The organism is Bacillus sp. YC2, from assembly GCF_019891195.1.
In the GTDB taxonomy this organism is placed as follows: domain Bacteria; phylum Bacillota; class Bacilli; order Bacillales; family Bacillaceae; genus Bacillus.
The window spans coordinates 239238-252641 of the sequence record NZ_JAHXDO010000002.1; the positions used below are offsets into that span (position 1 = coordinate 239238).

14 protein-coding genes are annotated in these 13404 nt (G+C 44.2%); 4 read left to right on the plus strand and 10 right to left on the minus strand.

The features are described from left to right. The first annotated feature begins 302 nt into the window (after positions 1–302). Positions 303–1868, plus strand: a complete 1566-nt coding sequence (locus tag KY305_RS06165; RefSeq protein ID WP_223061804.1) for a M4 family metallopeptidase — start codon at positions 303–305, stop codon at positions 1866–1868. Positions 1869–1967: 99 nt separating this feature from the next. Here the strand turns inward: KY305_RS06165 and KY305_RS06170 are convergent, their stop codons facing one another. The 3 genes from KY305_RS06170 to KY305_RS06180 form a co-directional block, all read right to left on the minus strand. Beyond that, the gene (locus tag KY305_RS06170) at positions 1968–2420 is read right to left on the minus strand and encodes a GNAT family N-acetyltransferase (RefSeq protein ID WP_223061805.1); all 453 of its coding nucleotides are present in this window, start codon (positions 2418–2420) and stop codon (positions 1968–1970) included. Continuing rightward, positions 2407–3204, minus strand: coding sequence for an inositol-1-monophosphatase (gene suhB, locus KY305_RS06175; RefSeq protein ID WP_223061806.1), 798 nt, complete (start codon positions 3202–3204; stop codon positions 2407–2409). Before suhB ends, KY305_RS06170 begins: the two co-directional genes overlap by 14 nt. 133 nt (positions 3205–3337) lie before the next feature. Then, positions 3338–3526: a hypothetical protein gene (locus KY305_RS06180; protein ID WP_214799552.1), complete on the minus strand. Its 189-nt coding sequence runs from the start codon at positions 3524–3526 to the stop codon at positions 3338–3340. 233 nt (positions 3527–3759) lie between these two features. On the opposite strand from KY305_RS06180, the gene KY305_RS06185 reads away from it, so the two are divergent. Then, positions 3760–4392 (plus strand): DUF1054 domain-containing protein, encoded by a 633-nt coding sequence (locus tag KY305_RS06185; RefSeq protein WP_223061807.1) that lies wholly within the window; start codon positions 3760–3762, stop codon positions 4390–4392. 34 nt (positions 4393–4426) lie between these two features. Here KY305_RS06185 and KY305_RS06190 read toward each other — a convergent pair whose 3' ends face one another. Further along, complete coding sequence (locus KY305_RS06190) at positions 4427–4693, minus strand: UPF0223 family protein (RefSeq protein WP_223061808.1); 267 nt, start codon at positions 4691–4693, stop codon at positions 4427–4429. 179 nt (positions 4694–4872) lie between these two features. On the opposite strand from KY305_RS06190, the gene KY305_RS06195 reads away from it, so the two are divergent. Further along, entirely contained in the window at positions 4873–6345 is a 1473-nt protein-coding gene (locus tag KY305_RS06195; protein WP_223061809.1) for an aminotransferase class I/II-fold pyridoxal phosphate-dependent enzyme, read from the plus strand. Between the two features lie 50 nt (positions 6346–6395). Here KY305_RS06195 and KY305_RS06200 read toward each other — a convergent pair whose 3' ends face one another. Then, complete coding sequence (locus tag KY305_RS06200) at positions 6396–6515, minus strand: GapA-binding peptide SR1P (RefSeq protein WP_003154518.1); 120 nt, start codon at positions 6513–6515, stop codon at positions 6396–6398. Between the two features lie 113 nt (positions 6516–6628). After that, positions 6629–7429 (minus strand): polysaccharide deacetylase family protein, encoded by an 801-nt coding sequence (locus tag KY305_RS06205; RefSeq protein ID WP_223061810.1) that lies wholly within the window; start codon positions 7427–7429, stop codon positions 6629–6631. Positions 7430–7675: 246 nt separating this feature from the next. Between KY305_RS06205 and KY305_RS06210 the strand changes: the two genes are divergently transcribed. Then, positions 7676–8050 carry a hypothetical protein gene (locus tag KY305_RS06210; protein ID WP_214799561.1) on the plus strand — a complete coding sequence of 125 codons (375 nt, stop codon included), beginning with the start codon at positions 7676–7678 and terminating at the stop codon, positions 8048–8050. Between the two features lie 47 nt (positions 8051–8097). On the opposite strand, the gene lpdA is transcribed toward KY305_RS06210, so the two are convergent. From lpdA to pdhA, 4 genes are all read right to left on the minus strand, one after another. Next, entirely contained in the window at positions 8098–9510 is a 1413-nt protein-coding gene (gene lpdA / locus KY305_RS06215; RefSeq protein ID WP_214799563.1) for a dihydrolipoyl dehydrogenase, read from the minus strand. A 4-nt stretch (positions 9511–9514) separates the two neighbouring features. Beyond that, positions 9515–10843: a pyruvate dehydrogenase complex dihydrolipoyllysine-residue acetyltransferase gene (gene pdhC, locus KY305_RS06220; protein WP_061522032.1), complete on the minus strand. Its 1329-nt coding sequence runs from the start codon at positions 10841–10843 to the stop codon at positions 9515–9517. A gap of 128 nt (positions 10844–10971) precedes the next feature. Next, a complete protein-coding gene (pdhB, locus tag KY305_RS06225) occupies positions 10972–11949 on the minus strand; it encodes a pyruvate dehydrogenase complex E1 component subunit beta (protein WP_013352120.1) in 978 nt (325 codons plus the stop codon). 3 nt (positions 11950–11952) lie between these two features. Continuing rightward, the gene (pdhA, locus tag KY305_RS06230) at positions 11953–13068 is read right to left on the minus strand and encodes a pyruvate dehydrogenase (acetyl-transferring) E1 component subunit alpha (RefSeq protein ID WP_061522033.1); all 1116 of its coding nucleotides are present in this window, start codon (positions 13066–13068) and stop codon (positions 11953–11955) included. Between the last annotated feature and the right edge of the window lie 336 nt (positions 13069–13404).

Consider the following 13404-nt stretch of genomic DNA (forward strand, 5'->3'; position numbering starts at 1 on the left):
TATTAAGGCCTTACCCGGTTAGACAACCGGCACTGAAAAAAGTTTCAATGATAATAAAATTTTTCCCCTATCATTTTTTCTGCTTCCATTTGTCATTTTTTTCACTCTAAATCGCGTCATTCGACTCATGTCTGCATCAACACGTGCCTCTCGGCTTATCTCCCGACACCTTCCGACAGAAGCTTACACAGGACAATTCTATCAATTCATCTTTCAAGGCTATTTTTATATTGCAGAGTGTGAGATTACTGGTTTATTATAACAATATAAGTTTTCATTATTTTCAAAAAGGGGGATTTATTGTGGGTTTAGGTAAGAAATTGTCTGTTGCTGTCGCTGCTTCATTTATGAGTTTAACAATCAGTTTGCCAGGTGTTCAGGCTGCTGAAAATCCTCAGCTTAAAGAAAACCTGACAAATTTTGTGCCGAAGCACTCATTGGTGCAATCTGAATTACCTTCTGTCAGTGATAAAGCGATCAAGCAATACTTGAAACAAAACGGCAAGGTGTTTAAAGGCAACCCATCTGAAAGACTGAAACTGATTGACCATACAACAGATGACCTCGGCTATAAGCACTTCCGCTATGTGCCTGTCGTTAATGGTGTACCTGTTAAAGACTCTCAGGTCATTATTCACGTCGATAAATCCAACAATGTCTATGCGATTAACGGAGAATTAAACAACGAATCTTCCGCTAAAACAGCGAACAACAAAAAATTGTCTGCAAACCAGGCGCTCGATCACGCTTTTAAAGCGATCGGCAAATCACCTGAAGCCGTTTCTAACGGAAATGTTGCAAATAAAAACAAAGCTGAGCTGAAAGCAGCTGCCACAAAAGACGGAAAATACCGCCTCGCCTATGATGTAACCATCCGCTACATCGACCCGGAACCGGCAAACTGGGAAGTAACCGTTGATGCAGAAACGGGTAAAATCCTGAAAAAGCAAAATAAAGTCGAGCATGCCGCTGTAACCGGAACAGGTACAACTCTTAAAGGAAAAACGGTATCATTAAATATTTCATCTGAAGGCGGAAAATATGTATTACGCGATCTTTCCAAACCAACCGGAACACAAATTATTACGTATGATCTGCAAAACCGCCAATCTAACCTGCCGGGTACGTTAGTATCAAGCAGCACAAACCAATTCACAACTTCTTCTCAGCGCGCTGCCGTTGATGCACATTACAATCTCGGCAAAGTGTATGATTATTTCTATCAGACTTTTAAACGCAACAGCTATGATAATAGAGGCAGCAAAATCGTTTCTTCCGTTCACTACGGCAGCAGATACAATAACGCGGCCTGGATCGGCGACCAAATGATTTACGGTGACGGTGACGGTTCATTCTTCTCTCCTCTTTCCGGTTCAATGGACGTAACCGCTCATGAAATGACGCACGGCGTCACACAGGAAACAGCAAACCTGAATTATGAAAATCAGCCGGGCGCTTTAAATGAATCCTTCTCTGATGTGTTTGGATACTTTAATGATACTGAGGACTGGGATATCGGTGAAGATATTACGGTCAGCCAGCCGGCTCTCCGCAGCTTATCAAATCCGACAAAATACGGACAGCCTGACCATTACAGAAATTACCAAAATCTTCCGAACAACGATGACGGCGACTACGGCGGCGTTCATACAAACAGCGGAATTCCGAATAAAGCCGCTTACAATACGATTACAAAAATCGGCGTGAAAAAGGCGGAGCAAATTTACTATCGTGCATTAACGGTATACCTCACTCCTTCTTCCAGTTTTAAAGATGCAAAAGCGGCTTTAATTCAATCAGCGCGCGACCTTTACGGTTCTCAAGACGCTGCCAGCGTAGAAGCTGCATGGAATGCAGTCGGATTGTAATCATAAGGAGACCGGATATTTCCGGTCTCTTTTTGTCATATTGAAAAACGTTCTTACAGCTGTCAATAAAAAAAGCCGCCGGTTTTACACGGCGGCTTTTCACAATGGTTTTACCAAAATCATATACGTATTTTCCCGGTCGTCTTTTTCAAGTTTCAGCTGTTCAAAGCCGCATTGGCTTAAAAACAGAACCCATTCCTGCCTGTCAACCGGAACGGCTGCAAACATAGCTTTATTTTCCGCTTTCAGCCTGCTTGCAATCTTTTCTATAATCGCGCGGGCAAATCCTTTATGCTCTGCTTCGGGACGTACCGCCACGGTTCCAAGCCACGGCTTACCGTTTGAGGGCGCCCATTCCAAATGAAAGCTGACGGCAGCCGGAATCCCGTCATCCTCCCATACGAGCCATGTTCCATTATACATGGAGTACGTAAGCATAAAGCTCGCAGCATCTTTTGTTCCAAGTTCCTCTTTTTTCCACACAGGATGAGCTTCTGCTAATCGCTCCAAGAAGCTGAGATCCGCCTCTTCAAAATCCCTACTTGTCAGCATGCAAATAGTCGTCAAAAATGATTTTATGTATCGCCGGATTTCCCGCTAGCACGCTGTGGTTGTCTAAAAACGTGAAGTGCTCCCCTTCAATTGTTGTATAAATGCCTCCGACTTCGTTCAGCAAAATACAGCCTGCAGCGTAATCCCACGGAGCGAGCCTCATGGTAATGTATGCGTCGATGCGTCCTGCCGCGACACTTGCCAGCTCCAGTGCCGCAGAGCCGTAAGAGCGTGTCCCTCTCACCCGTTTCACAAGCGGCGCTAAAATGCCCGGGTCAATTCTTCTGTTCTCCGTCACCCAAGTGGCATTCACTGCAATAATCGCTTCTTCAATCGACACTTCCCGCAAAGAAGGCAGCGCCGTGTCATTCATATAAGCGCCCTCTCCGCTGAATGCGTGGTACAGCTCATCCTGCATGACATCATAAATCAACCCGATTTTCCCTTTTCCGTTTTCAAAAATGCCGATTGAGATCGCAAAATGCCGCTGCTGGTGGATAAAATTCATCGTCCCGTCAATCGGATCGATAATCCAGACAACGCCTTCAAGGGAGTGCAGCTTATCCCCCTGCCCTTCTTCCCCGAGAATGCGGTGGCCCGGAAAGGTTTGCTGTATACGGTCAATGAAAAAGCGTTCTGTCTCTTTATCAATATTCGTGACTAAATCATTCGGATTTGATTTTGTTTCGATCGTCAATTTTTCCTGCATGGATTGTTTGATTCTGCTTCCCGCTTCTCTCACCCATTTTTTTGCGATTTCATCAATTTCCGTCCAATTTGTCATACCGTGTACCTCTTTTCTATGTATAGCTTTACTCTATAGCATACTGATAAAAGCGATTAAAAAGCAAGGAAAATGAAAAATATGCCTTCTCACGTAAAAACGAACCATTCCGGCGGTTCGTTTTTACTATTCTTTATCCGTTAAGACGAATCCATTCTTTTCTGAGACGCTCTAATTTCCTTTTGCTGAGATCAATTTGATCTTCATTTTCTTTTTGCAATGCCTCGTACAGGGTTGCCAATTCATAATCAACCTCTAGTCTCCAGACAGCTACACGGTTATTTTTTTCCTCTCTGAACCCTTCCTTCACCACTTGCCTCATTGTCTTTCGCCCCTTCCAGAGATCATTTGTTAAAAAAGCATCCCATTCCAAATCATTTATGATACTTCTTATATCGTATGGAAACTTATATTCGGCTGTAACATCATTCTAAAAATTGTGTGTTTACCTATTCGTTTTTTACCACATTTCTCCTCTCTTCAAACGTTCTCAATGTTTTTGCCGGGAAAAGCAACTGTGGTAAAATATGAATACTTATTATAAGGAGGAAAAACATGACACAGATGCGTTTTACAAATGAAGACTTTGATACATTTACAATAGAAGGTTTAGATGCGCGCATGGAGGTGTTAAAGGAACAGGTCCGGCCGAAGCTGACCCTTTTAGGCGAGCATTTTGCCCCGACATTGTCGGCATTGACCGGAGACGAAATGTTTCCGCACGTCGCCAAGCACGCCAGAAGATCGGTCAACCCGCCGGCTGACAGCTGGGTCGCCTTTGCCAGCAGCAAAAGGGGCTACAAAAAACTCCCCCACTTTCAAATCGGTTTATGGGACACTCATATGTTTGTATGGTTCGCCATCATTTATGAGTCTCCGATAAAAGAGGAGTACGGCAAATTGCTTGAAGCGAAGCAGGAAGAGGTTACAAAGCAAATCCCGGCTCACTTTGTCTGGTCGCCGGATCATACGAAGCCTGCTGCGTACAAGCAGTCAGAAATGGATCATGAGCAGCTGAAAACATTATTTGAACGTCTGCAGACAGTAAAAAAAGCTGAGCTTTTATGCGGCATTCAGCTTCCAAAAGACGAGGTTATTAATATGAATAACCAAGAATTTCTGCAAACGATTGAAGATGCCTTTCATAAGCTTTCGTTTTTATACACTCTGACGCAGAAAGTCTCATAACATAAAAAGCGGGCCGTTTCCGGCTCGCTTTTATTTACATCTTAATAACCGCTTGATCTGATTCTTTTGCCTGTTTCACAGTCCTGTACGGAGAATATGTGCTGTCTGTCTCAAATTGGCCGCAAATCTTCTTTTCCTCCGCTTTTCCCGGAACAATTTCTTTGAAGCGGCGGTACGCCTGCAGCAATTTGTCACGGTCCGTACCTTTTTCATAGGCATTTTCCACCTGCTGAAAAAAGGCAATTACATCCACAGCCTCTTCTGTCGTCCAGTCCTCGTTCATCGGATATTGATATTCCAAATCTCTTCACTCCTTCATTATCCTGCTCAAAAAAAGCATCTTCCATAGATCATAAATTGTTCTTTACATTCTTTCAAGTTCATAATATAATTCATTTGTTTTACGTTTAAAAAACGGGTAATAAACTGAATGTAATACACACTAATTGCGTAGGTATTATGACAAAGGTGGGAAAACAATTGCCGCAACAAGAAACACCCCTGTACAGCGGACTGAAAAAGCACGCGAACAGACAGCCTGTCCAATTCCACATTCCGGGCCACAAAAAAGGCGCAGGGATGGACCCAGAATTCAGACAATTTATCGGAGAAAACGCGTTAAGCATAGATTTAATTAACATTGAACCTCTTGATGATTTACATGCGCCAAAAGGGATTATTAAAGAAGCGCAGGAACTGGCGGCTGAGGCATTCGGCGCAGACCACACCTTCTTTTCCGTACAAGGAACGAGCGGCGCCATAATGACGATGGTCATGGCGGTTTGCGGACCCGGAGATAAAATCATCATCCCGAGAAATGTCCATAAATCAATTATGACAGCTATTGTATTTTCCGGAGCGGTGCCTATTTTTATACACCCGGAAATTGATGACGAGCTTGGCATCTCTCACGGCATCACACTCGAATCAGCCGAGCGCGCCTTGACTGAGCACCCTGACGCCAAAGGGCTTCTTGTCATTAATCCGACTTATTTCGGCGTCGCAGCCGACTTAAGCAGCATTGTGAAGCTCGCGCATTCTTACAGCGTCCCGGTCCTTGTGGATGAAGCACACGGCGTGCATATTCACTTCCATGATCAGCTCCCTCTGTCCGCTATGCAGGCAGGCGCTGATATGGCAGCCACAAGCGTTCACAAATTAGGCGGTTCTTTGACGCAAAGCTCTATCTTAAATGTAAGAGAAGGCCTTGTGTCTAAAGACAGGGTGCAATCGATTTTAAGCATGCTGACAACAACATCAACTTCCTACTTGCTTCTCGCTTCATTAGACGTCGCGAGAAAACGGCTGGCAACAGAAGGCCGAAAGCTTCTGGAGGATACGATTATCCTGGCAAATCAAACACGGGAACGCCTGAACCAAATTGAAGGCATTCGCTGTGTCGGAGAAGAGATAACGGGCTCTAAGGCTGCGTTCAGTTATGATCCGACCAAATTAATCATCTCTGTCAAAAATCTCGGCCTGACGGGTCATGACGTTGAAAAATGGCTGCGCGAATCATATAATATCGAAGTCGAACTGTCCGATTTGTATAACATTTTATGTATTTTCACTCCGGGCGACAGAGCTGATGATGCTGACCGTCTTGTAAACGCGCTTGCCGAGATTTCAAAACGGGCCTCAGCCAATGAATTTGCTCATAAGCAAACGGAAGTCCTGCTCCCTGAAATTCCGCTTTTAGCCATGACACCCCGTGACGCATTTTACGCCAATACGGAAATCGTCCCTTTGAAAGAATCGGCGGGACGGATTATTGCGGAGTTTGTTATGGTGTATCCGCCGGGAATACCGATTTTTATTCCTGGTGAAATCATTACAGAAGAAAACATCAGCTACATTTTCAAAAACCTTGATGCCGGCCTTCCCGTTCAAGGCCCTGAAGACGCGACACTTGAAATGATCCGTGTCATTAAAGAACAAAAGGCCATCCAATAAGGCATGAAAAAGCCCGAAACACAAGTGGTTTCGGGCTTTTTTTATATTTTTTACTCTTCTTCAAGATGACACTGGCATTGTCCGCAGCATGTTCCGTATAACGTTGTCACCTTCTCATCCTCAAAGTAATGAATGGCTTCGTTACAGTCTTGGCAAACAATCGTTCCCATCTCTCATTCCCCATTTCTCAGAATTTGAAAACGCTTAATTTTCATTTGTTGTTATTATATTATTATGTCACATTTAATATGTCAACCACTAAACTGTATAACACATTTATTTTTTACGGCCTCTTGATCGCTTTTGGATCGATAATGGTATATCCTTTATCCCGGAGTCCTTTCACAATGTCCGGTATCGCTTCATCCGTCCACTTCCGATCATGCATGAGGATATTAGCGCCGTCCTGTAAATAAGGGCTGTTAAGGGTAATGTCTGTGAGCGCTTTTTTTGATTGATATTTCTGGTCCCAGTCATATCCGAAGGTCCAATTCGTTTTCACCATACCTTCTTTTTGGATGAGCCTGTCACTGTAATCCGTGTTGCTTCCGAAGGGCGCTCTGAAAAATGCAGGCTTTTCCCCGATTACCTTCTCAACGGCTTTGTTGACGCCGATAATTTCTTCCCGTTGCTTTTGTTCTGAAAGATTTTTTAAATTTTGATGGGTCATCGTATGATTTCCGATCATAAAGCCTAAATCATGAATATGCTGAAGCGCTTTTTTATTTTCATCTTTTTTTAGAAATTGTCCGTTCACAAAAAAAATCGCTGATGCATGAAGGTCGTGCAGCTTGTCGGCGATGTCAGCCGCATGCCGGTCCGGCGCGTCATCAATGGTTAACAGCGCAATCGGTTTTTTGTCTTTCTGTTCATCCAGTCTTTCAACCGCAAAGGTTTTCGGATTGATTTGATAGCGGGCCTCAGCCTTTTGCTTTACCGGTTTATCTGTTTTTTCCTTGCTGGTTTTCTGCTCCGTTTTACCGGAAGCGACATGCGAATGGGTTTTGCTTGATTCCGGCTCCTGATTTGATTGGCAGCTGACGAGGAAGAAAACACACATGACAGCTGCAATTGCTTTATACATAAGAATCCCTCCTGCTTGGTTTTGCCCACAGTATAACGAAAAAACAGCAGTTTCACGATGAATAATGTGCCTTTATTACGCATTGTGAACGGATCTTGTCACCCGTATTATTTCTTCATTAAAAACAGTTTCAATTATATAACAATTAAGTAACAAGCCTTAGCTTTCTCAGGTCTCGTGATACACTTTATATAGTCCTTGTTAAACGGATATTCCATTACAATATAAAACAGAGGAGAAAGATAGATGCGCTACCGCATGGTGATTCCCTTTTTTTTGATGTTGTTTGTTTTGTCAAGCTGTTCGGTTTCTACGGTCAGTCCATTCAAAAAAAACCGGATCGACAGCATTCATCACACTCAAATCTTGTTTTTTTCCGATGAAAACCATATAGATAAAGAAGTGCCCTATTACGATGCGATCCTTGATTTGGAGAAGAAATATCCTCATCATGTAGATCAAATGAAGGTATATGACAACAGAAAAGGATGGGAAAAAGAAATCAATACGTTCCCGGCTCTTATGGTCATTAACCATAGCCATGTCGTCATGAAGATAGAAGGGTCGGTTAAGAAAAAAGAAGATATTATAAAGCCTATGCAGCATGTGCTGGCACAATAAAAAACAGCCCCCGTTATGACACGGAGGCTGTTTTTTGTATTACGTTATTATTTTACGATATGGATCGGGCTTCCGATGGCCACTTCCGCCGCTTCCATTGTGATTTCGCCCAATGTCGGGTGAGCGTGAATTGTCATTGCGATATCTTCAGCAGTCATTCCGCCTTCGATCGCCAAGCTCAATTCAGAAATCATGTCAGAAGCGCTCGCACCGGCAATTTGCGCACCGATGACAAGTCCGTCTTCTTTACGAGTGATCAGCTTCATAAAGCCGTCAGTTTCGTTAAGAGAAAGCGCACGTCCGTTTGCAGCAAACGGGAATTTAGAAGCAACCACTTCAAGACCTTCTTCTTTCGCCTGTGCTTCAGTGTAACCGACAGAAGCCAGTTCAGGCTCAGAGAATACAACGGCTGGAATACCGAGGTAATCGATTTCAGCAGGCTCTCCGGCGATAGCTTCCGCAGCGATTTTACCTTCGTAAGACGCTTTGTGAGCCAATGGAGGTCCATCGATGATATCACCGATTGCGTAAATGTTCGGCACGTTTGTACGGCATTGCTTGTCAGTTTTGACTACGCCGCGGTCAGTCATCTCAATACCGACTTGCTCAAGTCCGAGCTCATCAGTGTTTGGACGGCGGCCGACAGTGATTAATACGTAATCAGCATCAACCGTTTTTTCTTCACCTTTTACTTCAAAGGTAACTGTTACGCCGTCAGCTTTTTCTTCGACGCCTTTTGCCATAGCGCTTGTATGAATTTCAACGTTGCCTTTTTTCTTTAGGTTGCGTTTTACAAGAGAACTCATTTGTTTTTCGAAGCCAGGAAGAATTTCGTCTCCGCCTTCTAGAATAACAAGTTCAGTTCCGAAGTTTGCATACGCTGTTCCAAGCTCAGTACCGATATATCCGCCGCCGATGACAACAAGCTTTTTAGGAATTTCTTTAAGCGCAAGTGCGCCTGTAGAATTCAGAACGCGTTCGCTATATTTGAAGTTTGGCAATTCGATAGGGCGAGAACCGGTAGCAAGAATCGCGTTTTTAAATGTATATGTTTGCGCAGAGTTCTCATCCATCACACGGACAGAGTTGCTGTCTACGAAATAAGCTTCGCCTTTGACGACGTCTACTTTATTTCCTTTCAGGAGACCTGCAACACCGCCAGTGAGTTTATTTACAACAGAAGCTTTCCATTCTTGGACTTTTGTAAAATCAACTGTTACGTTCTCAGCAGTGATTCCCATGTCATCTGAGTGTTTTGCGTTCTCATAACGATGGCCTGCATTGATGAGCGCTTTTGAAGGAATACAGCCGACGTTCAGACAAACGCCTCCAAGAGTTGCTTTTTCAACGACTGTTACTTTTTGTCCAAGCTGAGCGGCGCGGATGGCAGCCACATAGCCGCCAGGTCCCGCACCAATCACAAGAGTATCTGTTTCAATAGGGAAATCTCCTACTACCATAACATTACGCCTCCATTAAAATAAGTTGTGGATCGTTCAGTAAACGCTTGATGTGATTTAACGCATTTTGTGCAGTTGCTCCGTCGATCATACGGTGGTCGAAGCTGAGAGAAAGAGCTAAGACAGGAGCAGCTACAATTTCACCGTCGCGGACAATCGCTTTTTCAGCGATGCGGCCGATACCGAGAATCGCAACCTCTGGATGGTTAATGACCGGAGTAAACCATTGGCCGCCGGCAGAACCGATATTTGTGATTGTGCAAGAAGCGCCTTTCATTTCTGCAGGTGCAAGCTTGCCTTCACGCGCTTTTGTAGCAAGGCTGTTGATTTCATCAGAGATTTCGAAAACGGCTTTACGATCGGCATTTTTCACTACCGGCACTAGCAAGCCTTTTTCAGTATCCGCAGCGATTCCAATGTTGAAGTAGTGTTTTTGAACGACTTCATCTGTTTTATCATCAATAGATGTGTTTAAAACAGGGAATTTTTTGAGCGCGGATGTTAAAGCTTTTACGACGTAAGGCAAGTATGTCAGCTTAATGCCTTGATCAGCAGCAACTTGTTTGAACTGTTTGCGGTGTGCAACAAGATTTGTTACGTCAACTTCATCCATTAGAGTTACGTGCGGTGCAGTATGCTTAGAGTTCACCATTGCTTTTGCAATCGCTTTACGGATACCGCTCATTTTTTCACGAGTTTCCGGGAATTCGCCTTCAGGAGCTTGAACCGCTGCAGGTTTTGCTGTTTCCTGAGGTGCAGCAGTTTCTTGAGGCGCCGCCTCTTGAGCCGCTCCGCCATTTGCAAAGCTGTCGATATCTTCTTTTACAACGCGTCCGTTATTTCCTGAACCCGTTACTTTACGGATATCAACGCCCTTTTCACGCGCATATTTACGTACGGAAGGCATAGCGATTACGCGTTTGTTCGGATCAGCTTCCGCTTGGTCCTGCTGTCCTGCGCCGGTTTCTTTTGCCGGCTCGGCAGCGCGCTCTTCTTTCGCTACATCTTGTCCCGCTTCAGCAGATGACTGAACTTGCGCTTCAGTTTTTGCGTCGCCGGACTCGTCGCTTCCTTTGAATTGAAGATCTTCGTAACCAGGTGCGTCAAACGTAATAATCGTTTGTCCAACAGTTGCAACTGTTCCCTCTTCAACTTTTAATTCTAATACTTTTCCTTTGACAGGTGAAGGAATTTCTACCACTGCTTTATCATTTTGCACTTCAGCCAGTACATCGTCTTCTTCTACCTCGTCGTTCGGCTTGACAAACCACTTAACGATTTCACCTTCGTGGATACCTTCTCCGATATCTGGAAGTTTAAATTCAAATGCCACAGTTTTCGACCTCCTAGTTGATTAAGCAAATTTTAGTTATACATACGCAAGCATTGAACCATCAGAAAAACAGCCCTTTAAATAAGGGAGGAAAAGCACTCGTCTTCTCCTCCTGTTATGAAACCTGATTAAAATTCAAGAACTTTTTTCGCAGTTTCAAGAACGTCTTTATGGTTTGGAAGCCATACGCTCTCAGCTTGCGAGAAAGGAAATACTGTATCAGGCGCAGCGACGCGGAGAACAGGAGCTTCCAAGCTCAGGATCGCGCGGTCGTTAATTTCAGCTACAACGTTAGCGCCTACGCCGGCTTGTTTTTGAGCCTCTTGTACAACAATTGCGCGGCCTGTTTTTTCAACAGAAGCAATGATTGTATCAATATCAAGCGGGCTTACAGTACGAAGGTCGATAACCTCAGCAGAAACGCCTTCTTTTTCAAGCTCTTCAGCAGCTTTCAGCGACTCATGAACCATTGCGCCGTATGTGATGATAGAAAGATCAGTTCCTTCGCGTTTCACATCAGCTTTGCCAAGTTCGATTGTATATTCTTCCTCAGGAACTTCCTGACGGAAAGAACGGTAAAGTTTCATATGCTCTAAGAAAACGACAGGATCGTTATCACGGATTGCAGAAATCAAAAGCCCTTTAGCGTCATACGGAGTTGACGGAATAACGACTTTAATTCCCGGCTGCTGAGCCACAAGGCCTTCTAAGCTGTCAGCGTGAAGTTCAGGTGTATGAACACCGCCGCCGAAAGGAGAACGGATTGTCACAGGAGAAGTCCAGCGTCCGCCTGAACGGTAGCGCATACGAGCCATTTGGCCTGAAACTGAATCCATTACTTCATATACAAATCCGAAGAATTGAATTTCCATAACCGGACGGAAACCGTTCAACCCTAAACCAAGAGCAAGACCGCCGATGCCGGATTCAGCAAGAGGCGTATCAAATACACGATCTTCACCAAATTCTTTTTGCAATCCTTCAGTCGCACGGAATACGCCGCCGTTTACACCAACGTCTTCTCCGAAAACTAAGACATTTTCGTCATTTTTCAGTTCTGTGCGTAACGCATCCGTGATTGCTTGAATCATTGTCATTTGCGCCATGGCTTACTTCGACTCCTTCTGTGTATAAGTTTCTAATTGCTCTTTAAGGTTATAAGGCAATTCTTCGTGCATGATTTTGATTAAATCAGTCACTTTTTGTTTTGGTTCAGCATCTGCTTTTTTGATGGCTTGCTTAATTTCTTCTTTCGCAGCCTCAATCACTTTGCTTTCTTCCTCTTCAGACCACAGTCCTTTGTTTTCAAGGAATGCGCGGAAACGAACAAGCGGATCTTTTTGCTCCCATTCGTTTTCAATTTCTTTCGTACGGTATTTCGTAGGATCGTCACCGGCCATTGTGTGCGGGCCGTAACGGAATGTAAGTGTTTCGATCAAAGTCGGGCCTTCGCCGTTGACTGCGCGTTCGCGCGCTTCAGCAGTTGCAGCGTATACCGCAAGAGCGTCCATACCGTCTACTTGCACACCGACAATTCCTGCTGCCGCTGCTTTTTGAGCAATCGTTTGTGCCGCTGATTGCTTTTCAACCGGAGTTGAAATGGCATAGCGGTTATTTTGCACTACGAAGATCGCAGGAGCTTTGTAAGCGCCGGCAAAGTTGATTCCTTCGTAGAAGTCCCCTTGAGATGCACCGCCGTCACCTGTGTAAGTGATCGCTACGGCTTTTTTGCCCCGTTTTTTAAGACCTAACGCCACACCGGCAGTTTGGATGTATTGAGCACCGATAATGATTTGCGGAGAAAGGGCGTTCACGTCATCAGGCATTTGGTTTCCGCGGAAGTGTCCGCGAGAGAATAAGAACGCTTGATAAAGCGGCAGACCGTGCCAGATTAATTGCGGTACATCACGGTAGCCCGGAAGAACGAAATCTTCTTTTTCAAGCGCGAAATGTGTTGCAATTTGTGAAGCTTCTTGGCCGGCAGTAGGAGCGTAGAAACCGAGACGTCCCTGACGGTTTAATGAAATAGAGCGCTGATCCAGCACACGTGTATACACCATGCGGCGCATAAGCTCTTTTAATTGATCATCTGTTAAATCAGGCATCGCCGCTTCATTCACGACTTCTCCCTTTTCATTTAAAATTTGGAACGTTTCGAACTGCTTCTTAATGGCATCAAATTGCTTCTTACTGTCAACGATCGTTTTTTTCGTTTTTGCAGCCATACTAAAGTCACCTCTTCCTTTCTTTTAAACAGTCATTAGACGTGCATTCCTTTATACATACAAACCTAGGATACCCTAAAGTATTAGCAGCAAGTCGTATATAATTTAGCCTATCCCCAGTTTGCCGAAACCTTTTATGTAGGATCATCACTATCTGATCTGAACTGTATTATTACGGAGTTGTAAATGACTGATACAACACCGCTTAACATGGATAAGTTTACACTAAACAAAGAAGACCCGTCAATCGTTTTGAACATTGATTTTTAATAAATGTATTCGCTTTATATTTACCGGGCGCGGCAAGCTGTTTTTCACTTTCCAAACTGTACTAGT